This is a genomic window from Bauldia sp. (genome assembly GCF_965232525.1).
In the GTDB taxonomy this organism is placed as follows: domain Bacteria; phylum Pseudomonadota; class Alphaproteobacteria; order Rhizobiales; family Kaistiaceae; genus Bauldia.
Genome location: NZ_OZ246980.1, coordinates 1,471,756 through 1,498,190 on the forward strand (window position 1 = coordinate 1,471,756; position 26,435 = coordinate 1,498,190).

Here is a 26,435-nt window from a genome sequence, read left to right on the forward strand (position 1 = left end):
CCGCCTGCTCGGGCGCTGACGCGGCCCCGCCGAGCGCTGCCGCATCACCTTTCCCGACAAGACGCTTGCATCACGACGTGAAATCCGCCCACATAGTGGTATGATGACCAAGGCCGAAGCGCCCATCCGCCGCCGCAAGCTTTCCGACGACATCCAGGACCGCCTGCTCGCCCTCATCCGCGGGCCGAACTACGCCCCCGGCGACCGGCTGCCGTCGGAGCGGGAACTGATGCGGATCTACGAGGTCGGCCGGCCGGCGATCCGCGAGGCGATGCAGAACCTCCAGCGGATGGGGCTGATCGAGATCAAGCACGGCGAGCGGCCGCGGGTGGCGGAACCGTCGATCGGCCGGATGGTCGACCAGATGGGCGAGACCATGCGTCATCTGCTGATGCACTCGCCGGCGAACCTCGAACATCTCAAGGAAGCGCGCGCGACGTTCGAGCGGGAGATGGCCCGGGTTGCCGCACGCAAGCACGCCGCCACCGACATCGCCCGCCTCAGCCGGATCGTCGACGATCAGGAGGCGGCGAGCGCCGATTCCCCGCGGTTCCTCGAATATGACGGTCAGTTTCACCGTGAGATCGCGGCGATTTCGGGCAACCCGATCTTTTCGTCGCTGAGCGAGGCTCTGTTCGGGTGGCTGGTCGAATTCCATATGGACCTGGTGCGGGTGCCGGGACTGGAGAAACTCACCATCGAGGAGCATCGCGGCATCATCGCCGCGATCGAGAGCCGCGATCCCGAACGGGCGGGTAAGGCGATGGCCGATCACCTCGGCCGGGCCAACGCGCTCTATAGCCGCGCGGCATCGAACCGAGGCGGGAGCGGCGAACGCCGCGGTTGATCTCGGCGCCCAACTGGCATAATCATTAATCCAAAGCGAAAAGACCGGGAGGATGGCCGTGACGGGCGACCGAGACGGCGTAGCGATTTTCGGAACGACCGAGGCCGTTCCGCCGCCGCGATCGGTCGTGCTTGGCGACCTCTCCTTCACGCTCGACGCCGAAGCCCTGCGGGGATTGTCGTGGCGCGGTGTCGAAGTCGTGCGGGCGATCTCCTGGCCGATGCGCGACCCGGACTGGGTCACCTTCCAGCAGACCGTCGTCGAGGAATCCGCCGACCAGGACGCTGAGTCCTTCACCTATCGGCTCGTCTTCACTATCGGCGACGGCGCTCTCAGGAGCGTGTTGACGATACGCGCCACGTCGGACGGGCGGATCGATGCCAAGCTGGCGATGACCGCGACGCGCGACTTCGCCACCAACCGCGCCGGGTTCACCGTCCTGCACCCGATCCAGGACGTGGCGGGCGAGCCGCTGACGGTGCGCCACTCCGATGGCAGCGCCGAAGCGACCGCGTTTCCCGATACCATTTCGCCGGGCCAGCCGGCGCTCGACATCGTTGGCCTCGCCTATGCGGTCCGTGGCGTTTCGGTCGACATCGCCTTCACCGGCGACACCTTCGAAATGGAGGACCAGCGCAACTGGTCGGACGCGTCCTACAAGACGTATTGCCACCCGCTGGTGGTGCCGTTCACCTATGCGATCAAGGCCGGCGAGACGGTCGACCAGACTGTTGCGATCACCGTGTCGGGGAAACCGGCCGCGACCGGACGTGGGGCAACCGGCGAAGCGATCCACGTGACGCCCGGCGATGCGCCGTTTCCGGAGATTGCCCTGGCGCTCGAGGCCGGATGGCTGGGGCCATCGGAAGCGACGTCGCTGGTGCAGGCCGCCGGTATCCGCCGCCTGCTGGTCCGGACCGGGCCGGATCACGATCCTGTCTTCCTGGGCGCGGCGGCCGAGATGACACGCGGCCTTGGTGCCGGCGTCGACGTTGAGATCGTCGTGCCGCAGGCCGGCGACCCGACCGCCGCGCTGGAACTGGCGCGGGCGGCGCTCGACTCGGCGGGGCTGAAGCCGGAGCGGGTAATCGCGCTGCCGGCCGGCTATCTCGACAGTCACCAGCCGTCGGGTCCGTGGCCGGAAGGCGCCACGCCCGATGACGTTGCGCGGGCGGCACGGGTCGTGTTCGCCGACGCGCATGTCGGCGGCGGCATGCTCACCAACTTCACCGAGTTCAATCGGTGCCGCCCCGATCCGGCGACCGTCGACTATGTCAGCCACGGCACCGCCGCTATTGTCCATGCGGCCGACGATCGGTCGGTGATCGAGACGCTGGAGACACTGCCGCACATCTTCGCCAGCGCCGAGGCGCTCGCCGGCGGCAAGCCCTATCGCCTCGGCCTCGTCTCGCTTGCGATGCGGTCGAACCCTTATGGCGCCGCGGTCGCCGGAAACGCCGATCAGATTCGCCAGACCATGGCGATGGACGATCCGCGCCAGCGTGGCCTGTTTGCCGCGGCATGGGCGGTTGGGGCGCTGGCCGCGACGGCGGGATCGGCGGTCGAGGCGCTGGCGCCGGCGGCCCCCGGTGGCCCGTTCGGGATCGTCAGCGATGGAGCCGATACGCCGCGGCCGCTCTACGACGAGGCTTCGGATGCAGTGGTCTACCCGCTCTATCATGTGATCCGGGCGGCGGCCGAACTCGCCGGGAAACCACGGTTCACCGTAATGGGCCTGCCGGTGTCGGTGCATGGCTTTGCCGCCGAGCACGACGGCGGGGTTCGGCTGGTGCTGGCGAACGTCGGCAGCGACGCTGCGACCGTGACGCTGCCGGAGCCATCGCATTACCGGCTACTCGACACCTCGACATTCGATGCGGCGATCCGCGACGCCGCTTGGCTTGATCGGGCCGCAGCAAACGAGGGTGCCGCGATCGCGCTCGGACCCTTTGCGGTCGCCTTCGTCGATTTGCCCGGAGCGCCGGGATGAGCGCCGCCGCGCCGCGGGATCCGACCCGGATCGAGGCGGACTATCTGATCGAGACCGCCTACGACCCGGCGGCGGCCGCCGAGGTGATGGCCGGCGAGCAATCGTCGGGAACCTTCGTTGCCGTCCCCGGCGAGACACCGGAGCTGAAGGCGCGCTCGGCCGCGCGGGTCGAAACGCTGGAGGTGGTCGGCGAGGTGGCAACGCCGTCGCTCCCCGGCGCCGGCCGGCCGGCCGACCGGATCGTTCGGGCGCGGACGACGCTTTCCTGGCCGCTCGACAATCTCGGGCCGTCGCTGCCCAATCTGATAGCGACCGTCGCCGGCAACCTGTTCGAGCTGAAACAGTTCTCCGGCTTGCGGATCACCGATATCCGGCTGCCGACCGCCTTTGCCGACGCCTATCCCGGTCCCGGGTTCGGCGTCGCGGGGACCCGGCGGCTCGCCGGGGTCGCTGACCGGCCGCTGATCGGCACCATCATCAAGCCGAGCGTCGGGCTCGACGCGGCGGGCACCGCCGACCTGACCCGCACCCTGGTCGAGGCCGGAATCGATTTCATCAAGGACGACGAGCTACAGGCCGACGGGCCGACCTGTCCGTTCGTGGACCGGGCAAAGGCGGTGATGGCGGTGATCAACGATCACGCCGAGCGGACCGGGAAGAAGGTGATGTACGCGTTCAACCTGACCGGCGAGCTCGATCCAATGCGGCGCCGTCACGACCTGGTCGCCGAGCTCGGCGGGACCTGCATCATGGCGAGCCTCAACTCGGTCGGCGTGGTCGGCATGGTCGAGCTCGCCCGACATACGCAGTTGCCGATCCACGCCCACCGCAACGGCTGGGGGTATCTCTCTCGCGATCCGTCGCTCGGCTGGTCGTATGTCGCGTGGCAGAAGATCTGGCGGCTGGCGGGCGCCGACCACATGCACGTCAATGGCCTTCGCAACAAGTTCTGCGAACCGGATGACAGCGTCATCGCCTCGGCGCGGACCTGCCTGACGCCGATGTTCGCCGGTCACCCGATGACGGTGATGCCGGTGTTCTCTTCCGGCCAGTCGGCCGGCCAGATCGTCGACACCTATGCCGCGCTCGGCTCGGCCGATCTGATCTACGCGGCCGGTGGAGGGATTATGGGCCATCCCGACGGGACGGCGGCCGGCGTCGCCAGCCTTAAGCAGGGGTGGGAAGCGGCGCTCGCCGGACAGTCGCTGCCCGACTACGCTGCGACCCGACCAGAACTCGCCCGAGCGCTGGAGGCGTATTCGGCATGACCGCCACGCCGCTCCCCGATGGACCGTTGCTCGCCTGGTATGGCGACGATTTCACGGGTGCGGCGGCGGTGATGGAGGTGATGACCTTCGCCGGGCTGCCGGCCGTCTTGTTCTTCGACATCCCGACGGCCGAGCAGCGGGCGGCATTTGCCGGCTATCGCGGCTTCGGTATCGCCGGGATCGCCCGCTCCCAGACGCCGGACTGGATGGATGCCAACCTGCCGCGCATCTACGGGGCACTTGCGTCTTTCGGGGCGCCGCTGGTGCAATACAAGGTGTGCTCCACCTTCGATTCCGCGCCGACGGTCGGGTCGATCGGCCGGGCCACAGAACTTGGCGCCGCGGCGTTCGGCGGCGTCTGGTATCCGCTGCTCGTCGCCGCACCGGCGATGGGCCGTTATCAGGCGTTCGGCAACCTCTTCGCCGTCGAGCACGGGGTCGTCTACCGGATCGACCGGCACCCGACCATGAGCCGCCATCCGGTGACGCCGATGGACGAAGCCGATGTGCGCCGTCATCTCGCCCGGCAGACCGACATGCCGATCGGGCTGGTCGACGTCGCCGCGCTCGAGGACGGACACGGCGCCGCGGCATTGACCGCAGCGCGGGATGCAGGGGCGGCAATCATCGCGCTCGATGCAATGGATGAGATAAGCGTCGCCGCCGCCGGCGAACTGATCTGGGAGTACCGCGCCGACCGGCAATTCATGATCGGCTCGCAGGGAATTCAGTACGCGCTGGTGGCCTACTGGCGCGCCGCGGGGCTGATCGATCCGGTGCCGCCGCCGGCCTTGGCCGACCCGGTCGACCGGCTGCCGATCGTCTCCGGGTCGTGCTCGCCGGTGACCGCCGGACAGATCGCGTGGGCCGCGGAGCACGGGTTCGAGCCGCTGCGCATCGATCCGTCGCTGGCGGTCGACGAAGCTGCGTGGCGGTCCGAGGTCGAACGGGCGATCGCTTCCGCGCTCGACGCGATCGGTCGCGGCAAGAGTCCGATCGTGTTCTCGGCCGAAGGCCCGGACGATCCGGTGACCCCGACCTACCGCGCCGCGGTGGAGCAATCCGGACAGCCAATCGAAGCGATCAATCAGCGGGTCGGCGCGGGCCTCGGCGCGGTGCTGGGCCAGGTGCTCCGCGACTCCGGGCTGAGCCGTGGGGTGATCGCCGGCGGCGACACCTCCAGCCACGGCGCCTCGACGTTGGGCATCTATGCGTTGACTGCGATGGCGCCGGCAGCAACCGGCGGCGCGCTCTGTCGGGCCCACAGCGACGATCCGGATTTGGCGGAATTCGAGATCGCCTTGAAGGGCGGTCAGATGGGGGCGCCCGACTATTTCGCGCAGGTGAGAAATGGCGGCGCGACCGTCGAGACAGAAGGAGTGCGGGAATGAGGATCGCGTTGCTGGGTGCCGGCGGCAAGATGGGCGTCAGGCTCGCCACCAACCTGAAGGACACCGACTTCGCCGTCGACCATGTGGAGATTTCCGAAGAGGGGCGCCGGCGTTTGAAGGACGCGGTCGGTGTCGACTGCGTGGAGACCGGACAGGCGGTGTCGGGTGCCGATGCGGTCGTTCTCGCGGTGCCCGATCGCGCCATCGGTGCGGTCGCCCACGACATCATCGACAAGGTGCGCCCGGGCACGGCGCTGTTGGTTCTCGACGCTGCGGCCCCGCACGCCGGCAAGATGCCGAAGCGCGACGACGTCACCTACTTCGTCACCCATCCCTGCCATCCGTCGATCTTCAACTACGAAGACACGCAGGAGAAGCAGAACGATTTCTTCGGCGGGGTCGCCGCCAAACAGCACATCGTCTGTGCGTTGATGCAGGGACCTGAAGAAGACTACGCCCGCTGCGAGGCCGTCGCCCGGGCTATCTACGCGCCGGTCGATCGCGCCCACCGCTGCACGGTCGAGCAGATCGCCATCCTCGAACCGGCGCTGTCGGAGACCGTCGGCGCGACCCTGTGCATGGCACTCCGCGAAGCAGCCGACCGGGCCGTCGCCGAGGGCGTGCCCCGCCAGGCGGCGATGGATTTCATCCTCGGTCACCTCAACATCGAACTCGCCATCGCCTTCGAGGTCTTTCCCGAAGGCAAGTTCTCCGATGGCGCACTGCTCGCCATCGAACAGGCCAAGCCGGTCATCTTCAAGGACGGCTGGCTGGACCGGGTCTTCGATCCGCAAGCGATCAAGAAGTCGGTCGACGATATCTGCGACCCGCCGCCAACCGCGTAGCGGTCGCCAACACACCAGAAAGGGAGGAAATGCCATGAAACATTCAAATCGGATACGCGGAGCGCTCGGGTGCGTCGCCGCCGGAGCGCTGGCCGTGGCCGTCGGCGTGACGTCGGCGCAGGCGCAAAGCGCGGCCGAGGTCGCCGTCGAGGCCGCCAAGCAATATTCGGGGACGACGCTCAACGTCCTCTACGAAGCCGGGCTCCAGCCGCTCGACCCGAAGAACTTCACCGGGCCGATGTGGGAGGAACTGACCGGTATCAAGATCAACGTCATCGAGGCGCCACTCGACGAAATCTTCACCAAGACCATGCAGGCCTACCGCGCCGGGTCCGGTGCCTATGACGTGCTCAACGTCGTGCCGAACCAGATGCCCGACCTGGCCCTCGCCGGGGCGCTGGAGCCGCTCAATTCCTATGTCGAGAAGTACGGCTACGCGGGCGAACTCGAAACCATCGCGCCGGTCTATCGCGACAACCAGATGAAGGTCGAGGACACCATCTACGGCCTGCCGGACGATGGCGACGTGCTCGTCTTCTACTACCGCCGCGACATCTTCGAGGACCCGGAGAACATGGCCGCGTTCAAGGAGCAGTACGGCTACGACCTCGCGCCGCCGACGACGTGGGAACAGTTCTCGGAGATCGGCCAGTTCATCACCGACAAGTACGCGCCGGAGATGTACGGCGCCGGCATGCTGCGCCAGCCGGGCAACGCCCAGTACCTCTTCCAGGAGCGCTTCCGGGTCGAGGGCGGCGAATTCTTCGATCCCGAGACGATGCAGGCGACGGTCAATTCCGACGTCGGCGTCAAGGTGTTCGAGGCAATGCTGGCGGAGAACGAGTTCATGCCGCCGGGCGTCGAGCAGTGGGGCTTCATCGAAGCCTTCAACGCGTTCCTCGCCGGTGATATCGCCATGACCATCTCCTGGCCGCCGGTCGGTCGCTGGGCCGCCGGTTACGGCAAGGGCACCGAAGCGCTGAACTGGATCCCGGAGACGACGGTCGCCGACAAGATCGGCTACGCGCTGCCGCCGGGTGGCACGCCCGAACTCGCGGTCGGCTTCTCGCTGGCGGTGGCGTCCGATTCCCAGAACAAGGACGCCGCCTATCTGTTCATCCAGTGGATGAACAGCGAGGACATCTCGATCCAGCGGGTGCAGCTACCGTTCGCGCTGCGTGATCCGTTCCGCACCAGCCACTTCGAGAGCGAGGAATACCGCTCGCGCTGGTCGAACGCCGGCGATTATCTCGACACGCTGAAAGCCGGCGCCGAGACCGGCCTGCTCGACCTGTCGCTGATCCAGACCGACCGCTACGAGGAGGGTATCCGTCAGGCGATCAGCCGACTCTGGGCCGGTGACGAGCCGCAGGTCATCCTCGACGATCTCGCCGCGCAGTGGGACGAACTCACCGAGCGGATCGGCGTAGAGGACCAGAAGCGGGTCTACGCTGACTGGGCCAGCAAGCCGAACGCCTATCCGAACTAAGCCGACGACGCACGTCCCGGGCCGGTTGACCTGCCCGGGGCGTCGCTCTTTGGTGACGCGGTGACCGCGATAATGCGCCAGACATCCGCCCTCAGCCGGACGCTCGACCGCGAACGGGTGTTCAAGTACGTGCTGATCGCGCCGGCGGTGTTCATTATTCTGCTGATCGGGCTCTACCCGTTCATCAAGCTGATCGTCACCAGCTTCCAGAACATCACCATGTTCGACGACGACACGAGCTTTCAGGGCTTCGTCAATTATGCCCGGCTGTTCGGTGACGGCCGGCTGTGGGAGTCGATCCTCCACACGGTCATCTTCACCGCGATCGCGCTGCCGCTGGAGCTGGTGTTCGGCTATCTGCTCGCGGTGCTGTTCCTTGAGCGGCTGCCGTTCAAGCAGGTTTTTGTCGCGATCATCCTGTTGCCGACGGTGATCGCGCCGATCGTCGCCGGGTCGACCTGGAGGCTGATGTTCGATCAGCGCTTCGGGCCGATCAATCAGATCATCGGCTGGATCGCCGGCGGCGAAGTCGAGCTGTTGTGGACGGTCAATCCGGTGCTGGTCTGGCCGGCGATCATGATCGCCGAGGTCTGGCAATGGACGCCGTTCATGTTCCTGATCCTGCTGGCGGCGCTGAGCAACGTCGACCGCGAGCAGCTTGAGGCCGCGTCGATCGACGGGGCGTCGTGGTGGATGACGTTCCGCAAGATCGTGCTGCCGGCGATCTTGCCGGTGATGTTCATCGCGGTGTTGATCCGAGCCCTCGACCTGTTCCGCATCTTCGACGTGATCTGGACGATGACCCAAGGAGGGCCCGGCACCCGGACCGAAACCATTTCGATCTATGCCTATCAGATGGCGTTCCGTGAGTTCGAGATCAGCTATTCGGCGGCCATCGCGTTTCTCGTCATCATAGTCCTCACCATTCTGGTGATCGCGGCGCTCAGGCGGGTGGAGGTGGCGCGATGAGACGGTGGGACCGTGGCTGGCGGCTGGTCGTCCGTCTGCTGATCGCCATCGTGGTGGCGCTTCTGTTCGTCTTCCCGATCTACTGGCTGGCGGCGATCTCGGTGAAGACGCCGGACGAGATCTTCGCCTATCCGCCGGTGTGGGTACCGGCCGGGCTGGAACTGTCAAGCTACGTCACGCTGTTCCGCGACGGCGATGCCTGGTCGGTCTGGCACAGCCTGGTGATCGCCGGGGTCAGCACACTCTTCGCCATGGTGTTCGGCACCATCGCCGCCTATTCCATCGTGCGCTTCAAGACCGGCGGCGACAATCTGTCGATCTGGATCATCTCCCAGCGGATGATCCCGCCGATCTGCGTCGCCTTCCCGATCTTTCTCTTGTTTGTCGCCTGGCATCTGGTTGACACCTACACCGGGCTGATCGTGCTCTACACCGCGTTCAACCTGCCCTATGTCATCTGGATGATGCGCGGCTATATCCAGGAGATTCCGCTGGAACTGGAACAGAGTGCTCTGGTCGATGGCCTGTCGCGCCTTCAGGTATTGCGCAAGGTGGTGCTGCCGATGGCGCGGGCCGGCCTGTTCGCAACCGCGGTGTTCACCTTCATCTTCGCCTGGAACGAGTTCCTGTTCGCCCTGATCCTGACCCGGTCGGAGGTGGTTACCTTCACGGTCAAGGTCACTGGCTATTTCGGCTCCCAGTCGACGTTCTGGTCGAAGATCGGGGCGATGAGCATGCTCGGCGTCCTGCCGATGATCCTGGTGGTCGCGACCATGCAGCGGTTCATCGTCCGCGGTATCTCGATGGGCGCAGTGAAGGGATAAGCGATGCCGCAGCTTCGCCTTGAAAACATCAACAAATATTACGGCAAGATGCACGCGGTGCGTGGCGTGACTCTGGACGTGCCGTCCGGCGAATTCGTGGTCCTGGTCGGCCCGTCCGGCTGCGGCAAGAGCACGTTGCTCCGATCGATCGCTGGCCTTGAGGAGATCTCCGCCGGCGCCCTGACGCTCGGCGAGCGCTCGATCGCCAACCTCGCGCCACGCGACCGCAATATCGCCATGGTGTTCCAGTCCTACGCGCTTTACCCGTATCTCAACGTCTACGAGAACATCGCCTTCGGCCTGCGGGCGCGGAAGGTGCCGCAGGCCGACATCGACAAGCAGGTGCGCTGGGCGTCGGACCTCCTGCACATCGACGAATACCTGGAGCGGCTGCCGCGCGAACTGTCGGGCGGTCAGCGCCAGCGGGTGGCGATCGGCCGGGCTATCGTGCGCGATGCCGACCTGTTCCTGTTCGACGAGCCCTTGTCGAATCTCGATGCCAAGCTCCGCGATGGCATGCGCGAGGAGATCAAACGGCTGCATGCCCGGCTCGGCAAGACCTTCATTTACGTCACCCACGATCAGATCGAGGCGATGACGCTCGCCGACCGGATCGTGTTGTTGCGCGACGGGCAGATCGAGCAGTCCGGCGCACCCCTCGACCTGTTCGAGCAGCCGGTCAACACCTTCGTCGGTGGTTTCCTCGGCGCGCCGCCGATGAATTTTGTGCCGGTCACCGTCGAAGGCGGTGGCGCGACACTGAAGCTGCCGGACGGTCAGACGATTGCGCTGACCAGCGACGATGACGCGCCCGGCGATGGCTCCTACCGGTGGGGCGTCCGGCCGGAGCATCTCAAACAGGCGAACGGCGCCGCCTCCTTCAACGCAACGATCGAAGTGGTGCAGCCGACCGGCTCGCGGACGTATGGCAGTTTCTCGCTCGGCGATGCCAATGTGGTGGCCGAACTCGACGCCCGCGCGGTCGATGTCGCCGGGCGATCGCTGCCGTTATCGGTGGCGGTCAAGCGCACCGTGTTCTTCGACGAGCAAACAGGCAACGCGGTCTGAGGCGACCGGCGACAAGGGGGATACGCCATGGCAACGTTCAGCGAGCAGACCCGGACCAAGGATCCGAAACTCGGCACCTATGTCGGCGAGTTCACCACCGCGGGGATCGGGCGATTGCTCAAGGCGTCCGGCTGTGATTTCGCCTTCGTCGACATGGAGCACAATGGCTGGTCGTACGAGACCGCCAAGGCGGTGCTACGGTCACTGCACGACACCGGCGTGGCGACCGTTCTGCGGCCGCCGTCGCAGGCGACCCATCACCTGGCCCGGGCCTGCGATATCGGCGCGCAAGGCGTCATCCCGCCGATGCTGTCGACGGTCGCGCAGGCGGAGGCGGGAATCGCGGCGATCAAGTACCCGCCGGAGGGCCAGCGGGGCTGCGCCTTCGGCATCGCCCATGACGACTACGCGCCGGAGCCGGTGATCGACGCGATGGCGGCGGCGAACGCCAAGACGAGCTTTGTGGCGTTGATCGAGACCGCCGAAGGCGTCGCCAACAGCGCAGCGATCGCTGCCCATCCCGGGGTCGACTGCCTGTGGATCGGCCACCTCGACCTCAGCGCCTCGCTCGGGATTCCCGGCGCATTCGACTCGCCGGTGTTCCTGTCGGCGATCGATCAGGTGATGGCCGCGGCGCGGGACAACGGCAAGAGCGTCGGCCGGCTGGTGGCCTCGGCGGAGGAAGCGAAGGCCTTCAACGCCGCCGGCTGCGATTTTCTCTGCTACCTCGGCGATGTCTGGCTGCTGCAGAAAGCGCTGCGTGACGGCTTCGCCGACATCCGCGCTACGATTAGCGGCTAGACGAGACCGGGAGGGAATCGATGGAGACCTTCAACGTTGCGCTGAGCGCCGATTTCCGGAAGCCGGACGGTACGCCGGCCTTCCCGATGTTCGACCTGTCGCCACTCGACGACGACCCGCGGGTGAACTGGTCGTTCGTGCCGATCACCGACGGGTGGATCGCGGCGGACGACATCCGCGGATTCGATGCGCTGATCCTGTTGGCGAGCCGCTTCGACAGGCAGAGCATCCCCGATGACGGACGTCTCGCCGTGGTCGCCCGCTTCGGCGTCGGCTATGACGCGGTCGACGTCGATGCCTGCACCGACAACGACATCGCGCTGGTGATCACGCCGAGCGGTGTCCGCCGGCCGGTTGCAGTGGCAATCATGACCTTCGTCCTGGCGCTCGCCGGCAAGATGATGGCCAAGGATCGCATCACCCGCGAGGGGCCGGACGGCTGGGCGCGACGCGGTCAGTACATGGGCCAGGGGCTGGTCGGCCTGACGCTCGGGTCGATCGGTGTCGGCAACATCGGCGCGGAGTTGTTCGCGCTGGCCGCACCCTTCGGCCTTCTGGGCATCGCCCACGATCCTTACGTCGACGGGACAACCGCGAACGCGCTCGGTATCGAGATGGTCAGTCTCGAGGACGTCTTCCGCCGTGCCGACTTCGTCTGTGTCAACTGTCCGCTGACCGACGAGACCGAGGGCCTGGTCAACGCCGAACGCCTGGCACTAATGAAACCGACGGCATATCTCATCAACACCGCCCGCGGCCCGATCGTCGATCAGGATGCGTTGACGGCGGCCCTGACCGATCGCGTGATCGCCGGGGCGGGGATCGACGTGTTCGAAACCGAGCCACCGGCCGCCGACGATCCGCTGCTCGCCCTCGACAACGTCATCCTGGCGCCGCATGCGCTGTGCTGGACCGACCAGTGCTTTGCCGACATCGGTGCCGCCGATATTCGCGCCGTGTTCGACGTGATGGCGGGCCGCGTACCGGACGGTGTCGTCAACCGTGACGTGCTCGACCGGCCGGGATGGCAGGCGCGGCTTGACCGCTATCGATCGCTGGCTGGCGATTCGTGAGACGATTAAGCCCGGCGCCGAAAACCGCGGATCCAGATGTTCCTGAGAAATATTATTATTATCAAATATTTACGCTCGCCGATTGACCGTCACAAAATTATCGTTTAGCCGCGCTACCCGCTCAAAACCAGTAACCATCGTGACGGTTAGGGGCGACGGCACGTGCCGTTGCGGGCGCAGATGGAACCAAGGGCTGGTGTCGCCACGAACAGCCGAGCGAAGACCGCGCGGCTTGCATTTGTTGTTCCGGCTTACAACGAGGAAGCGCTGATCGGTCGCTGCCTGGAGTCGATCCTCCGCGAGACCGAGGACCGCACCGACGATGTCGATATCGTCGTCGTCGACAATGCCAGCACCGACCGGACCGGTGCGATCGCCCGGAGCTATCCGCGCGTGCGGGTTATCGAAGAGCCCGACAAGGGGCTGGTCAAGGCGCGGCACGCCGGTTACCGGGCGACCGATGCCCCGCTGATTGCCAATGTCGATTCCGATTGCTCGCTCACCCCTGGCTGGGTCGACACGGTGTTCGATGCGTTCGACGCCGACGACGATCTCGCGGCGCTGAGCGGGCCGTTCATCTACGACGACCTCGGCCGGTTCGGTCGCGGCCTGACCCGGGTCTGGTATGCCATCGGCTACGCGATCTACCGGATCGACACCCGCGTGTTCGGCCTCGGTGGGATGCTGCAGGGGGGCAACTTCGTGGTCCGCCGTTCGGCAATGGAGCAGATCGGTGGATTCGACACCTCGATCGAGTTCTACGGCGAGGACTCCGACGTCGCCTACCGGATCAGCAAGGTTGGCCGGGTCAAGTGGACCTTCAAGCTGCCCGCCTATTCGTCGGCACGCCGGCTCAAGGGCGAGGGGTTCATCGCCACCGGGTTCCGCTACACGGTGAACCACTTCGCCATTCACTTTGGCCGTGGCCCGGTCACCAAGACGCATCGGGACCTCCGGCCGCATGCGCCACCGGGCGAACCGGATTCGCTGGAAACCTCGGGCGATCGGCCGCGGTCGAACCAGGTGTCGGCCGACTACGGCTCGAAATAGACCGGGTTCGACAGGGCGCGGCGGATCACCGGCGGGGACTGTGGGTCGGGGAGCGGCGGCCGCGGTTCGGGAACCGAGCGGTAATAGTCACGGACGAGATTCACCAGCCGCTCGGTGCTTGCCTCGGCCTGAATTTCCGCGCGGAGAAACGTGTCGGCACCGGAGACCTTGAGCGTCATCACCGACCGGTCATCGGGGATGATGCGGTGGGCAACTTCGCCTTGTTCGCCGACCAGAACGAGCTGATCGCCGGCCGCGCCGTTGACGTTTGCCGTGACCGTCTGGGTCTCGCCACGGGTCGCTGTGCCGCCCATCGGCGTGTCGTTCACCGTGATCTCCAAATGCGGGCCGTCCGGCGCCTCGGTGATGTAGCCGCGGCCCGACCGCAGGCCGGCGAGGATGCCGTCGACGCTCAGTTCGTCGAGGTAGAGGACGGTGGTCGGCGAGGCGAGCCCGAACGGATTGTCGGGCTCGAACCGGTCGGGCTGATGGTAGTCGCTGCCGCCGATCGCGGTGATCCGCGCGCCGGTGGCCAGACGCTTGTCATAGAGGGCGAGCGACTGGTCGTTCAGCGCCAGCCAGAGGTGCTGCCAGACCTCCATGCAGTCGATACGCGGCATGGTGTGCAGCCAGGGGATCGGCGGCTTGTCGTGGTTGATGGAGAGCAGCGCGCCGAGCGCGCCCACCGCATCGGCGAGTTTATGCGGATCGTCCTGTTCGACCATGCGGAAGTCGACCCAGTCCGGCAGGCCGAAGGCGTTGGCGTGGCCGCGCTTGGTGGTCACCTCCATACCCTTGAGGAAGACGAGATCGGGTGATGAGGCGGGTCCGAAATAGTCCCAGGCCGTTGTGGTGTTGTGGTCGGTGATGGCGAGGAAATCGAGCCCCTTGGCGGCGGCGGTGCGGTGGAGGAGTTCGGGCGCGCCGGCGGCGTCGCTGTGAAAGGTGTGGGCGTGGAGATCGCCCTTGTACCAGCCCGGCTCTGAGCGTCGGGGCTCCGGGAACGATACAGGCGGTTTCGGCGGCCGCGCCGCCGTCGAGGTGGCGAACATGAAGGTCGCCGCGAAACCGGCTGGCGGCGTGCCGATCAGACCGAGGATCACCTGCCACGTGCCCGCCGGGATTGGGCCCGCGACATAGCCCGGCGTCGCCGCGTCGGTGGCGATGAAGAAGCGATCGCGCGCGCCGCCGCTCCACCCGCGGAAACCGTCCGATGTGGGGAAGTTAGTGGCGCTCGGATCGAAGATGCCGAGGTCGATGTAGAAGTCTCGTGTCCGCTCGTAGACGACACGCAGATCGAGACGAGTCACGCCGGCGGGCACGATGAACGGGATGTAGACATAGGGTCCGGACGCCGCCTGCTCCGGCGCGATGGGCACGGTGATCGTCGTTTCGCCATCGGCGACGAGGTGCGCAGGTGTCATAGGGGAGCCCCTTCGAGGTCAAGCGTTTCGGCGTGGTGGCAGGCAACGGCGGTGTCCTCGATCGAACGCATCGGCGGTTGCTGTTCCCTGCAGATGTCGGTCGCGTAGCGGCAGCGCGGCGCGAAGGCGCATCCGGTCGGAAGGTCGGCCGGGTTCGGCACCGTACCGCGCAAGCGGATCGGCTTACGCCGAGCGCGGGCGCGCGGATCGGGCGACAGCACAGCACTCATCAGCGCCTCGGTGTAGGGATGCCGGGGGCTGCGGTAGATGCGATCGGTCGCGGCAAGCTCGACGATACGGCCGGCATACATCACCGCGACCCGATCGCTGATGTGGGCGACCACGGCGAGATCATGGGAGATCAGCAGATAGGTGAGGCCGAAATCGGCCTGGACCTGGCCGAGCAGGTTGAGGATTTGCGCCTGGACCGAGACGTCGAGGGCCGACACCGGCTCGTCGGCGACCACCACCTTCGGGTCTGGCGCCAAGGCCCGCGCGACGCCGATGCGCTGGCGCTGGCCGCCGCTGAAGGCGTGCGGATAGCGTTCCAGGAAAGAGCGATCGAGACCGACGCGCGTGAAGACGCCCTCGACCCGATCCCGCACCTCCGATTCCGACAGGCTCCGCCCGACCCGCAGCGGCTCGGCGATGATGTCGTAGGCAGTCATGCGCGGATTCAGCGAGGCGAACGGGTCCTGAAAGATCATCCGGAGATCGTTCCAGTACGGCCGCCACGCGGATGTCGAGCGCTCAGCGAGATCGATGTCGGCGCCGTTCTCCCGGTAGGTGATCGCCCCGGCGGTAGCGGGCTGCAGGCCGATCAGGGTCTGGCCGAGGGTGGTCTTGCCGCAGCCCGACTCGCCGACCAGGCCAAGGGTCTCGCCAGCGATCAGGTCGAACGAGACGTCAGTGACCGCCTTGACCGTACCGGTGTGCCGATTGAAGAAGCCGGTGCGGATGTCGAAATGGGTGGTGAGGCCGGCGGCGGACAGGACCGGCGATCGTGTGCCGGCCTCCGTGCCGATGGCGTCTGCCGCTGCTCGCGCCGTCGGGCGGGTCGGAAGATGAAACCGCGCGGCGTCCGGTCCGTAGGCGTGGCAGCGGACGGATCGGTCGCCCTCCGGCGATACCACGGGCGGTGGGACCGTGTCGCACACGCCCACGACGGCGGCGGTGCAGCGTTGATGAAACGCGCAGCCGGACGGGCGATTTTCGAGGATCGGCACGGTGCCCGGGATCGCCGGGAGGCTGGTCTTGCGGCCCGCGCCGAGGCGGGGCACCGAGGCAATCAGGCCGCGCGTATAGGGATGTTTCGGATCGGCGAGGACCTGGTCAACCGGCCCCTCCTCGACCACCTGGCCGAGATACATGATGATCACCCGATCGGCGATCTCGGCGACAACGCCGAGGTCGTGAGTGATGAACAGGATCGCCATGCCGGTTCGCGCGCGCAGGTCGCGGATCAGGTCGAGGATGACGGCCTGGGTGGTGACGTCGAGGGCGGTGGTCGGTTCGTCGGCGATCAGCAGGCGGGGATCGCAGATCAACGCCATGGCGATCATCGCCCGCTGGCGCTGGCCGCCGGAGAGCTCGAAGGTGTAGGCGTCGACGCGCTGTTCCGGGTCGGGCATGCCGACCTGGCGCAGTGCTGCGATCGCCGCCTGTTTCGCCTGGCGCTTGGAGATCTTGCGATGCCAGACCAGCGCCTCGGCGATCTGGTTGCCGATCGTGTACATCGGCGACAGGGCACTCATCGGCTCCTGATAGATCATGCCGATCTCGCCGCCGCGAATGTCGCGGAGCAGCGGGTCGGACTCTTTCAGCGTGGCGAGGTTGACGATATCGCCGTCGGCGTCCCGGTAGGCGATGGTGCCGCTGTCGATGGTCGCGGCGGTGTCGAGAATACGCAGCACCGATTTGGCGGTCAGCGTCTTGCCGCATCCGGATTCGCCGACCAGGCAGACGGTCTCGCCCGGGCTGATGGTGAAGCCGACCCGATCGAGCGCGAGATGGGACCGCTTGCCGTCGCGGAAGGAGACGGAGAGGTCAGCGACGTCGAGAAGCGGGCCCTCACTTGGCATGAGGGTCCGCCGCGTCGCGCAAACCGTCGCCGAAGAAATTGAGGGCGAGCACGGCGATGACCACCGCCAGGCCCGGCGTGAACAGCCAGGGGGCCGCCGAGATCGAGCGAAGGTTCTGGGCTTCCTGCAACAAGACCCCCCAGCTTACCACCGGCTGGCGGAGGCCGATGCCGAGGAAGCTGAGCGAGGTCTCGGCAACGATCATGCCGGGGATTGCCAGGGTGACCACGGCGATCATGTGCGACAGGAAGGACGGCGCCATGTGGCGGATCAGGATGCGCGGGGTCTTGCAGCCATCGAGCCGCGCCGCCTTGACGAAGTCCTCGCTCTTCAGCGCCAGGAATCGCCCGCGGACGACACGGGCCAGGCCCGTCCAGCCGATCACCGACAAGATCACGGTGATCAGAAAGTAGGTCTGGATCGGCGAGGTGGTCGGCGGGATCGCCGCGGCGAGGCCGATCCACAGCGGGATCGACGGCAGCGACTGCATGAACTCGATCACCCGCTGGATGCCGACATCGATCCAGCCGCCGAGATAGCCGGACAGGCCGCCGAGCAGGAGGCCGAGCACCAGGCTGATGGCGACGCCGATCAGGCCGATCGTCATCGATACCCGGGAGGCGTAGATGGTGCGCGACAGCACGTCCCGGCCGAGCCGGTCGGCACCGGCGAAGTACACCCGGTCGCCGTGGTTGACCGGGCCGAACAGATGGCGGTCGGCCGGGATCAGGCCGAACAGGCGATATTCGGCGCCGCGAACGAACAGCCCGATCGGGATGATGTCCTCCGGGTCCTCGACGAAGGTGCGGCGGCCGGAGTTGTAGTCGATCTCGCTCTTGGTGCCGATGACGTGGGGGCGGAATGTGAGCCCCTCGTCGGTGCGGAGGAACCAGTGGATTGCCTGCGGCGGGGCGTAGGTATGGCTGGGGCTGTAGTCTTCCGGCGTGTAGGGCGCGAGAAACTCGACGAACAGCGCCACCAGATAGATCAAGACGGTGATCACGCCGCCGATCATGCCCAGCCGGTGGCGGCGGAAGCGCCGCCACATCAGTGTCCATTGGCCGGCGACCGCGTCGCTGGCGGTGGTGGCGCGGTCGCTCACAGCGTTGCCCCCGAGGTGACCTGACGGCGGATGCGCGGATCGAGCCAGGCGAGCAGGGTGTCGGAGAAGAAGGTGCCGAGCACTGCCAGGAACGAAAGGAACATGATGAACGTTGCCGCCAAAAACATGTCCTCGGACTTCAACGCTTCGAGCAGTAGCGGGCCGGTCGTCTGAAGGCCGAGGACCACCGCGACGATGGTTTCGCCCGACACCAGGGTGACGAACACTTCGTTGAGGCCGCTGACGAACGGGTTCAGGGAATGGCGGACCGGATACTTAACCAGCAGCCGGCGCTCCGGCACGCCCTTGGCGCGGGCGGTCAGAACATACGGCTTGTGCAATTCGTCGAGGAGGTTGGCGCGGATGGTTCGGATTACCGCCGCCGTCCCGGCGGTCCCGAGCACCACCATCGGAATCCACAAGTGTGAGATCAGGTCGAGCACCCGGCCGACCGACCAGGGGGCGTTGACGTATTCGGGCGAGAACAGCCCGCCGACGCTCTGGCCGAAATAGCGGAACGAGACGTAGAGCAGGATCAGGGCAAGCAGGAAGTTCGGGATCGCCAAGCCGATGAAGCCGAGGAACGTCGCGGCATAGTCACCGAGGGAGTACTTCCGCACCGCCGAGTAGATACCGACGGGAATGGCGACGACCCAGATGAACAGGAGCGTTACGATCGACAGCAGGGTCGTCATCCCGAGGCGATCCCAGATCAGATCGCCGACCGGGACCTCCCACTGGAAGGAGTAGCCGAAGTCGCCGCGGAACAGGATGCCGGTGATCCAGTCCCAGTACTGAACCAGCACCGGCTGGTTGAGTCCGTAGCGGGCGCGGAGCGCCGCCACCTCCTGCGGGGTCATCCGGTCGCCGTCCTGCAGCGCCTGGAGGGCCAAGGCGTCGACGAAGTCGCCGGGGGGAAGAGTGATGATGAGAAACGCCACCAGGGAGATCGCGACCAGCGTCGGGATCATCAACAGGATGCGGCGTAGAATGAAGGCGGCCATCGGCCAGAGTACCGAAGACGGAGTCGGGCGGGGACGTCAATCCCCGCCCGCTTGAGCCTTACTCGGCGATATAGAAGGTCGAGAAGTTGGCGGGGCTGATGCCCGGATAGAGCCAGCCCTCGATCAGCGGCTCCGGCACGTTGCGCAGCCGGTTGCGGACGGCGCGGAAGTTCCCCATCGGCAGACTGATGCCGATGGTGGTGAACTCCTCCTTCACCAGATCGAGGAACTCCTTCATCATCGCGTCCTGTTCGGCGCCGGCCTTGGTCGGGATCGACTCGGCGAGGAAGAAGATGCGCTTGATGTTTTCCGGCGGTTCGACCGGCTCGACGTCGCCGGCGAGCTCCGAACCGAACATCACCGCGGCGCCGCGCTCTTCAGCATACCATTGCTCCCAGGCCGACCAGTTGCCGAGATGGCCGGGGCCGCCCATGAATACCATCCGCGAGATGAGCGGCAGTTGGCCAGCACCGTTTTCGGCGAGCCACAGGGCGATGTCGGCATCGGGGGCGCTGCGCCGTGCCTGATGCAGCTCGTCGCTGACCACGTCAACGACGATGTCGAGGCCGACCTCCTCCCAGTAGCGCTCGATGAGCTGCATCATGTCGACCCAGTCCGGCTTGAAGTCCTGGTTGGTCGACACGACGATCTGGAACCGCTCGCCGTCGGGCCGCAGGCGGAAGCCTTCCGCGTCCTTCTCCGGCAGCACCTTGTCGAGATACTCGTTGGCGAGGGCGGGATCGTAGGCGGTATACTGCTTGGCCATCTCCTCATCGTAGTAAGGCGAGCCGGGACGGGGCGCGACCTGGAAGGGTTCGCCCTGGCCGAGATAGACCACGTCGATGATTTCCTGACGGTTGATCGCGTGCGACAGGCCGATACGGAAATCCTTGTTCTGGTAGATCGACGCCTTGACCGAATCCGGGTGGCTCATCGGGAACATGAAGAACGCGACGTTCATGTCCGAGCTGTTGGCCGGGACCAGCCGGTAGTCGCCGCGCTCGGTGTTGTCGAAGAACACCGCGCGGTTGTTCGGTGTCGAGATGTTGACCCGGCTGATATCGATCTCGCCGGAGAGCGACTTGGCGAGCTGCACCTCCGGATCGGCGGCGATCACCCAGGTCCGCGCATCGATGTACGGCAACTGATTACACGCCGTGTCGACCTTGAAGTAGTAGGGGTTGCGCACGAAGGTGAAGCGCTCGTTGCCGACAAACGGTTCGGTCGGGATATGGGCGTGAATTTGCGGGCGCTCCGGATCGTTGAACTCCGCCTGGCTGGCGTAGGTTCCGACCCGCTCGTGCCACCAGCGGCCGTAGTCGTCGGCGCCGGCTTCCGCCATCATTTCGGCGACGCCGTCGGGATTGGCATCCTTGTCGAACTTGGAAACGTAGTGCTCCGCAAACTGCACGACACGCTGGCCGTAAGGGCCGGCGAGGTCGAGCAGGAAGACGCCGTTCGGCTTCGACCACGAGAATTCGACGGTGTGGTCGTCGATCGCCCTGACGGCCGCCGGTTCGCCATCGACGACGTAGAGACCGCGCGGGGCGGGGTTGATGTCGGTGTTGGTCTCGACCCGCTCCCACCAGAAGACGATGTCGTCGGCGGTGAAGGGCTCGCCGTCCGACCACTTCATCCCTTCGCGAAGCGTGAAGGTGTAGGTGGTCGCGTCGTCGGAGATCGTCCAACTTTCGGCGATGTTCGGCACAATACCGGACCCGTCCACGGCCCAGCGGACCAGCGGCTCGTAGCCGAAGTGGCGGAACTCGGAGAGGCGAGATCCGTTGGTCGTGTCGACCATTTCCCCACCATAGACGCCGGGTTGTTCGAACGGCGTGACCACCAGCGGATTGGCCGGCAGCCGTTCGGCCAGCGGCGGCAACGTGCCCGCGGCGACCTGGGCGGCGAGCTCGGGTGCTTCGTTGTACGTGGTGCACTGCTGTGCGAACGCTGAGGTTCCGGCGAGCAGAAGCGCCGCGCCGGCCGGCACAGCGCGCGTCATGCACTTTCTTAGGAACAGCTTTTTCATCGACATGGTTCCCCGTTTTAGGAACCGGCGACGATCAGACCCGCCACCGGATGCTCGGTTCTCCTAAGGCGGGAATGCAACACGCGCGTATGGGTAAAATGTCAGTTTTGTAACTGTGGACTATCCAGATGGTTCACAGCGCGCAAGCCAGTGACGGGCCTCGAGGCCGTCTTTCCCGGTAGAAGTCGCCAAGCCTTACGCGGTCGACGATGTTCGCGGGTTGCCCGGAAGACGAACTGGGCGTCTTAAAAGCTTAGTCGATGCTGAACACCGTCTGTCCGCTACTGGAAAAGAGAATGCAACGCCGGGGCTGGCCGCGCAAGGGCGCGCGATCCGTGCCGAGCGCTAGAATCCCTTCGCGGCGCTCTGCTTCTGGATCTCGTAGATCGACCCCTGGGTCGCCGGCTGCGGCTGAGGAATGCGCACCGGAACGGGTGTCACGCGCGGCTCGATCGTCGGCTCCCCGCAGAGCATCAGGGCGTCGAATCCCTCCAAGGTCCTCGGCGGCGACATGGCGCCGAAAATCGGAAACGCGTCGGCGGCGGTGATCTCGTAGAAGAGCACGGCGCGGTCGCGGTCGGAGCGGTTGAAGTCCGATCCGTGGACGATCCGCGCGTGGTGGATGGAAATCGATCCGGCCGGCGCCATTGCCGCGGCGGCGTCTTTGGGATCGAGCCCGGCTTTCGGCAGCGACATCGTTCCGGCGAAAACCCCGTCGACGTGATGGTCGAAAGCATCCCGACGATGCGTTCCGGGAAACACCAGCAGCGGTCCGTTTTCCGGCCCGACGTCATCGAGGAAGACGCCAACGGCGAGAACGTCGTCATTGGTGTGCGGATAGAACGCCCAATCCTGATGCCAGTCGACCGGCGCGCCAAAGCCGGCCGACTTCATGTTGAGCTTGGAGGTATGCAGTCTGAGGTCCGGCCCGATGAGATCGCGAACCGGCGCCAGGATCGCGTCGCTCTTCATCAACTCGGCGAACACCGGGCTGAGGGTGTGGGGCAGCTTGATCCGCCGGATCCGCGGGTTGTCCGGCGTATGGCTTTCCTCGAGGTCGATCTGATCGGTATGGGCGGTGAGGGTCGCGGCTTCAGCCCGCAGGCGGGCGATCTCTTTGTGGCACTGGTCGAGGACAGCGTCGGGAACGCGGTTCTCGATGACGATATAGCCGTCGCGGCGATAGGCCGCGATCTGTTCGTCGGTCAGGCATTCACGTTCCGTTTGCATCTGGATTCGTTTCCCTACCAATCTTGTCCAGGCTGGAGGAGCGCGCCACCGACAAACGCTGCGACGCTCCGACCGGACCTATAGCCTGAGTCCAGATTGTATGCCTCCTGATACATTGGAAACACCCGCGAGACAGGAATGACGAGTCCCGGCCTCCTCGGACCCTGTCATAGCGGCCATGCCTGAAACGCGCTGACTCAACCGACAAGCGGCGCCAACCACCTGCGACACCTCGCCATCGTCGGACGGATTGAATCACGAGCCCGGCGCGCCATTTATTCATTTCAGTAATTTCTGAAATGACTGACAGGCGTGGTCATGGACCTTTCGACGCTTCAGCAGGAGTTCGTGCTGCACTTCGGCGAGATGGGCTCTCGTTGGGGGATCAACCGCACCGTCGGCCAGATCTATGCGGTGCTTTTCCTGGCAGACCGGCCGCTCAACGCCGAAGAGATCACGGAGAAACTGGGCTTCTCGCGGTCGAATGTCTCCATGGGACTGAAGGAGTTGCAGGCGTGGAACCTCGTGCGGCTCAAGCATCTTCCCGACGACCGGCGCGACTATTTCACGACTCCCGACGACCTCTGGGAGATCGTTCGCACCCTCATCGCGGAACGTAAGAAGCGTGAAATCGATCCAACGCTGACCAAGCTCCGGGAACTCGAGATGCAGGCGCCGTCCAGCGAGGCGGATACTCACGCTCATGCCAAGATCGGCGAGCTGCGCGAACTGATCGAATTGTTGACCGGCTGGTACGACGACATGGATCGGCTGGAGACCGAGCGATTGGTCCAACTCCTGACGCTCGGTTCGAAACTGCAGAAGTTCATCGGCAAGACCGAGAAGATCGTGCCGCTCCGCCGCAAAGGGAAGGGGGCCGACTGATGGACGCACTCCTCCTGTCGCGGATCCAGTTTGGCGCGAACATCTCGTTCCACATCCTGTTTCCGACCATCACCATCGCACTCAGCTGGGTGCTTCTGTTCTTCAAGCTCCGCTTCAACGCCACCGGCGACATGCGATGGATGGACGCCTACCGCTTCTATGTGAAGGTGTTTGCTCTCACCTTTGCGCTCGGCGTCGTGTCCGGCATCACGATGAGCTTTCAATTCGGCACCAACTGGCCGGGCTTCATGGAGACGGTCGGCAACATCGCCGGGCCGCTGTTGGCCTATGAGGTGCTGACCGCGTTCTTTCTCGAGGCCGTGTTCCTCGGGATCATGCTGTTCGGGTTCTCCAGGGTGCCGGGCTGGCTGCACACGCTGGCTACGCTCCTCGTGGCGGTCGGTACCGCGATGAGCGCGTTCTGGATTCTTGCGCTGAATTCCTGGATGCAGACGCCGGCGGGCTTCGAGATGCGCGACGGCGTCGCGCACGCCACCGATTGGTTCGCGATCGTCTTCAACCCGTCGATGCCCTACCGCCTGACCCACATGCTGCTGGCCAGCGGCCTGACCGTGGCATTTCTGATGGCCGGCCTCTCGGCGTTCCGGATGCTGGTCGGCGATCGGTCCGGCGCCGTTCGGCTGACGCTGAAGACCGGCGCCGGCTTGGCGGCGATCCTCATCCCCATCCAGATCTATGCCGGCGATCTGCATGGGCTCAACACGCTCGAGCATCAGCCGCAAAAGGTCGCAGCCATGGAAGGCAATTGGGAAACCGGCAGTAACGTCCCGCTTCTCTTGTTCGCGCTCCCCGACCAGAAGGAACGCGAGAACCGGTTCGAGGTCGGAATTCCCAACGGCGCCAGCCTCATTCTCACCCATGATCCGGATGGGGTCGTGCCGGGCCTGAACGACTTTGTCGCCGAGGACGGGACCGTCCTTCACCCGCCCGTGTCGCCGGTGTTCTGGGCGTTTCGCATCATGGTCGGGATCGGCCTGACGATGCTGCTCATCTCCTGGTTCGCGGTCTGGCGGTTTTGGCGACGCGGTGTGGACACCGCGCCGCGGTTACTGCTGATCGGATTTGTCGGGATGACGTTCTCCGGTTGGGTGGCGACGTTAGCCGGCTGGTACACGACCGAGATCGGACGCCAGCCCTGGCTGGTGAGCGGCGTCATGAAAACCGTCGATGCCGTCGCCGACGTGCCCGCGCCGATGGTGCTGTCGACCCTGGTCGTTTACCTCGCGGTCTATGCGGCGCTCACGCTCGCCTATGTCACGGCTCTCTTCTACCTCGCGCGCAAAGCGGCACGGGGCCAGGACGTCAGATCACTGACGCCTTCGTCCGGCGCTGCCGAAGTCGCCATCGCACCGGGCGAGTAGACCGATGGGCTTTCCAACCGACCCGGACGTGTGGCTCCCGCTGGTGTTCGCGGCGCTGATGGGGGTGTCGATCCTCATCTACGTCATTCTCGACGGTTTCGACCTCGGCGTCGGTGTCCTGACGCCACTGGTCGGAGAGGCCGACAAGGATCGCATGATCGCGTCGATCGGTCCTTTCTGGGATGCGAACGAGACATGGCTGGTGCTGGCGGTCGGCCTGCTGCTGGTCGCTTTTCCGATCGCCCATGGCGTCATCCTGACGGCGCTTTATCTGCCGGTCGCCGTTCTGCTGATCGGTCTGATCCTGCGGGGCGTCGCGTTCGAGTTCCGGGCCAAGGCGCCGGTACACAACAAGCCGATCTGGAACGGCGCCTTCTTCGTCGGATCGCTGATGACGTCGCTGTCCCAGGGGTTCATGCTGGGGCTCTACATCATGGGGCTGGACTGGACGCTCGCCACGGTCGCCTTCGCGCTGCTGACTGCGGCCTGCACCACGGCCGGCTACGCGTTCATCGGCGCCTGCTGGCTAATCATCAAGACCGAAGGCGCCCTGCAGCGCAGAGCCGTCCGCTGGGCGAAGACCGGGTTGGCGGGGGTGCTTGCGGGTTTCGTCGCGATCTCGGCGGCAAGCCCGGCGGTCTCGGAACGCATCTTCGAGAAGTGGTTTTCCTTTCCGCAGATGCTGGCGCTGGCGCCGCTGCCGATCATGGCGGTTGGTATCACCGCGCTGCTGTGGTGGGCGCTCGAACATCTTCCCGATGAAGCGGATCGCTACCGCCACATCCCCTTCGCCGCGGCATCCGTTCTGTTCACCCTGGCCTTTGCCGGTCTCGCTTACTCCTTCTACCCCTACGTGGTGCCTGAGCGGCTGACGCTTTATGAAGCCGCAGCCGCGCCGGAAAGCCTGATGATCATTCTGGTGGGCACGATCGTGGTCCTGCCGACGATCGCCGGATACACCGCGCTGGCGTACGTCGTCTTCAGGGGCAAGGCACGCGACCTGACCTACGACTAGCGAACCGGTTCCATCGTTTCCCCGGCGTTCCCGCCAGTCTGTGCCGGGGGTGGAAGTTCGCGGACGATCCGCGCCGGGTTGCCGACCGCGACCACCCGCGCCGGCAGTGACCTAGCGACGACGGACCCGGCGCCAACGGTGGTTCCGTCCCCGATGGTGACGCCGCCGAGCACGATCGATCCCGCACCGATCCAGCAATGGGAGCCGATGCTGATCGGCGCGTTCATCGCGATGGCGTGATCGAGGGCACCGGTCGTCGGATTGGTCCTGATCCGCTCCTCAGGCACGACCGGGTGGCCGGCCGTTAGCAGCGAGCAGTTTGGCCCGATCAGGGTGAAGCTGCCGATCCGGATTTCCGCGCCGTCCATGAACAGGCAGTTCGTGTTGATCAGGCAGGAATCGCCGACGAAGACATGGCGACCGTATTCCCACCGCACCGGCGGGTTGAGGAAGCTCTCGCCGAAAGCGCCCATGGCGTCGCGCAGGAGGTGAAGGCGCTCGGTCGGGTCGGCGTCGCCTTCGGTCGCGTTGACGCGGAGATACTTTTGCGCCGCTTCGGACTGGAGCGCCATGATTTCCGCGTCGGGCGCGCGGTAGGGCATCCCGGCGATCATTCGGTCGAACTGGCGACGCGGTTCGTTCATTGCCTCATTGGCGCGAAATCTCGC

At 65.7% G+C, this 26,435-nt stretch carries 22 protein-coding genes; 15 read left to right on the plus strand and 7 right to left on the minus strand.

The window, feature by feature from the left end:
• Positions 1-103: 103 nt before the first annotated feature.
• The 12 genes from nanR to ACO076_RS07180 all read left to right on the plus strand — a co-directional run bounded on the left by nanR (position 104) and on the right by ACO076_RS07180 (position 13,615).
• The gene (gene nanR, locus ACO076_RS07125) at positions 104-847 is read left to right on the plus strand and encodes a transcriptional regulator NanR (protein ID WP_421726030.1); all 744 of its coding nucleotides are present in this window, start codon (positions 104-106) and stop codon (positions 845-847) included.
• Positions 848-905: 58 nt separating this feature from the next.
• The gene (locus ACO076_RS07130) at positions 906-2,837 is read left to right on the plus strand and encodes a hypothetical protein (protein WP_421726031.1); all 1,932 of its coding nucleotides are present in this window, start codon (positions 906-908) and stop codon (positions 2,835-2,837) included.
• The gene (locus tag ACO076_RS07135; RefSeq protein ID WP_421726032.1) at positions 2,834-4,105 is read left to right on the plus strand and encodes a ribulose-bisphosphate carboxylase large subunit family protein; all 1,272 of its coding nucleotides are present in this window, start codon (positions 2,834-2,836) and stop codon (positions 4,103-4,105) included. Before ACO076_RS07130 ends, ACO076_RS07135 begins: the two co-directional genes overlap by 4 nt.
• On the plus strand, positions 4,102-5,496 hold the full coding sequence (locus ACO076_RS07140) for a four-carbon acid sugar kinase family protein (RefSeq protein ID WP_421726033.1): 1,395 nt from the start codon (positions 4,102-4,104) through the stop codon (positions 5,494-5,496). The genes ACO076_RS07135 and ACO076_RS07140 overlap by 4 nt, the downstream gene beginning before the upstream one ends.
• Positions 5,493-6,341: a phosphogluconate dehydrogenase C-terminal domain-containing protein gene (locus tag ACO076_RS07145; protein ID WP_421726034.1), complete on the plus strand. Its 849-nt coding sequence runs from the start codon at positions 5,493-5,495 to the stop codon at positions 6,339-6,341. Before ACO076_RS07140 ends, ACO076_RS07145 begins: the two co-directional genes overlap by 4 nt.
• 34 nt (positions 6,342-6,375) lie before the next feature.
• A complete protein-coding gene (locus ACO076_RS07150; protein WP_421726035.1) occupies positions 6,376-7,830 on the plus strand; it encodes an extracellular solute-binding protein in 1,455 nt (484 codons plus the stop codon).
• A gap of 72 nt (positions 7,831-7,902) precedes the next feature.
• The gene (locus tag ACO076_RS07155; RefSeq protein ID WP_421726036.1) at positions 7,903-8,799 is read left to right on the plus strand and encodes a carbohydrate ABC transporter permease; all 897 of its coding nucleotides are present in this window, start codon (positions 7,903-7,905) and stop codon (positions 8,797-8,799) included.
• Entirely contained in the window at positions 8,796-9,623 is an 828-nt protein-coding gene (locus ACO076_RS07160; protein ID WP_421726037.1) for a carbohydrate ABC transporter permease, read from the plus strand. Before ACO076_RS07155 ends, ACO076_RS07160 begins: the two co-directional genes overlap by 4 nt.
• 3 nt (positions 9,624-9,626) lie before the next feature.
• The gene (locus ACO076_RS07165; protein WP_421726038.1) at positions 9,627-10,691 is read left to right on the plus strand and encodes an ABC transporter ATP-binding protein; all 1,065 of its coding nucleotides are present in this window, start codon (positions 9,627-9,629) and stop codon (positions 10,689-10,691) included.
• 27 nt (positions 10,692-10,718) lie between these two features.
• Positions 10,719-11,492 carry an HpcH/HpaI aldolase family protein gene (locus ACO076_RS07170; RefSeq protein WP_421726039.1) on the plus strand — a complete coding sequence of 258 codons (774 nt, stop codon included), beginning with the start codon at positions 10,719-10,721 and terminating at the stop codon, positions 11,490-11,492.
• A 20-nt stretch (positions 11,493-11,512) separates the two neighbouring features.
• Positions 11,513-12,565: an NAD(P)-dependent oxidoreductase gene (locus ACO076_RS07175; protein ID WP_421726040.1), complete on the plus strand. Its 1,053-nt coding sequence runs from the start codon at positions 11,513-11,515 to the stop codon at positions 12,563-12,565.
• Positions 12,566-12,745: 180 nt separating this feature from the next.
• Positions 12,746-13,615, plus strand: a complete 870-nt coding sequence (locus tag ACO076_RS07180; protein ID WP_421726041.1) for a glycosyltransferase — start codon at positions 12,746-12,748, stop codon at positions 13,613-13,615.
• Here ACO076_RS07180 and ACO076_RS07185 read toward each other — a convergent pair.
• From ACO076_RS07185 to ACO076_RS07210, 6 genes are all read right to left on the minus strand, one after another.
• Positions 13,600-15,039 carry a CehA/McbA family metallohydrolase gene (locus ACO076_RS07185; protein WP_421726042.1) on the minus strand — a complete coding sequence of 480 codons (1,440 nt, stop codon included), beginning with the start codon at positions 15,037-15,039 and terminating at the stop codon, positions 13,600-13,602. The two genes, ACO076_RS07180 and ACO076_RS07185, sit on opposite strands and share 16 nt — an antisense overlap.
• Positions 15,036-17,120 carry a dipeptide ABC transporter ATP-binding protein gene (locus ACO076_RS07190; RefSeq protein ID WP_421726043.1) on the minus strand — a complete coding sequence of 695 codons (2,085 nt, stop codon included), beginning with the start codon at positions 17,118-17,120 and terminating at the stop codon, positions 15,036-15,038. Before ACO076_RS07190 ends, ACO076_RS07185 begins: the two co-directional genes overlap by 4 nt.
• Positions 17,110-18,222 (minus strand): ABC transporter permease, encoded by a 1,113-nt coding sequence (locus tag ACO076_RS07195; protein WP_421726044.1) that lies wholly within the window; start codon positions 18,220-18,222, stop codon positions 17,110-17,112. Before ACO076_RS07195 ends, ACO076_RS07190 begins: the two co-directional genes overlap by 11 nt.
• Complete coding sequence (locus ACO076_RS07200) at positions 18,219-19,226, minus strand: ABC transporter permease (protein WP_421726045.1); 1,008 nt, start codon at positions 19,224-19,226, stop codon at positions 18,219-18,221. The genes ACO076_RS07195 and ACO076_RS07200 overlap by 4 nt, the downstream gene beginning before the upstream one ends.
• A gap of 58 nt (positions 19,227-19,284) precedes the next feature.
• The gene (locus ACO076_RS07205; protein WP_421726046.1) at positions 19,285-21,255 is read right to left on the minus strand and encodes an ABC transporter substrate-binding protein; all 1,971 of its coding nucleotides are present in this window, start codon (positions 21,253-21,255) and stop codon (positions 19,285-19,287) included.
• Positions 21,256-21,600: 345 nt separating this feature from the next.
• Positions 21,601-22,485, minus strand: a complete 885-nt coding sequence (locus ACO076_RS07210) for a phytanoyl-CoA dioxygenase family protein (protein WP_421726047.1) — start codon at positions 22,483-22,485, stop codon at positions 21,601-21,603.
• A 318-nt stretch (positions 22,486-22,803) separates the two neighbouring features.
• On the opposite strand from ACO076_RS07210, the gene ACO076_RS07215 reads away from it, so the two are divergent.
• Genes ACO076_RS07215 through ACO076_RS07225 form a run of 3 tightly spaced genes read left to right on the plus strand, consistent with a single transcriptional unit; the run spans position 22,804 to position 25,767 of the window.
• Positions 22,804-23,370 carry a GbsR/MarR family transcriptional regulator gene (locus ACO076_RS07215; protein ID WP_421726048.1) on the plus strand — a complete coding sequence of 189 codons (567 nt, stop codon included), beginning with the start codon at positions 22,804-22,806 and terminating at the stop codon, positions 23,368-23,370.
• Positions 23,370-24,752, plus strand: a complete 1,383-nt coding sequence (locus ACO076_RS07220) for a cytochrome ubiquinol oxidase subunit I (protein WP_421726049.1) — start codon at positions 23,370-23,372, stop codon at positions 24,750-24,752. The genes ACO076_RS07215 and ACO076_RS07220 overlap by 1 nt, the downstream gene beginning before the upstream one ends.
• Before the next feature lie 4 nt (positions 24,753-24,756).
• Positions 24,757-25,767 carry a cytochrome d ubiquinol oxidase subunit II gene (locus ACO076_RS07225; protein WP_421726050.1) on the plus strand — a complete coding sequence of 337 codons (1,011 nt, stop codon included), beginning with the start codon at positions 24,757-24,759 and terminating at the stop codon, positions 25,765-25,767.
• On the opposite strand, the gene ACO076_RS07230 is transcribed toward ACO076_RS07225, so the two are convergent.
• The gene (locus tag ACO076_RS07230) at positions 25,764-26,411 is read right to left on the minus strand and encodes a sugar O-acetyltransferase (RefSeq protein ID WP_421726051.1); all 648 of its coding nucleotides are present in this window, start codon (positions 26,409-26,411) and stop codon (positions 25,764-25,766) included. The genes ACO076_RS07225 and ACO076_RS07230 overlap by 4 nt on opposite strands.
• Positions 26,412-26,435 lie beyond the last annotated feature (24 nt).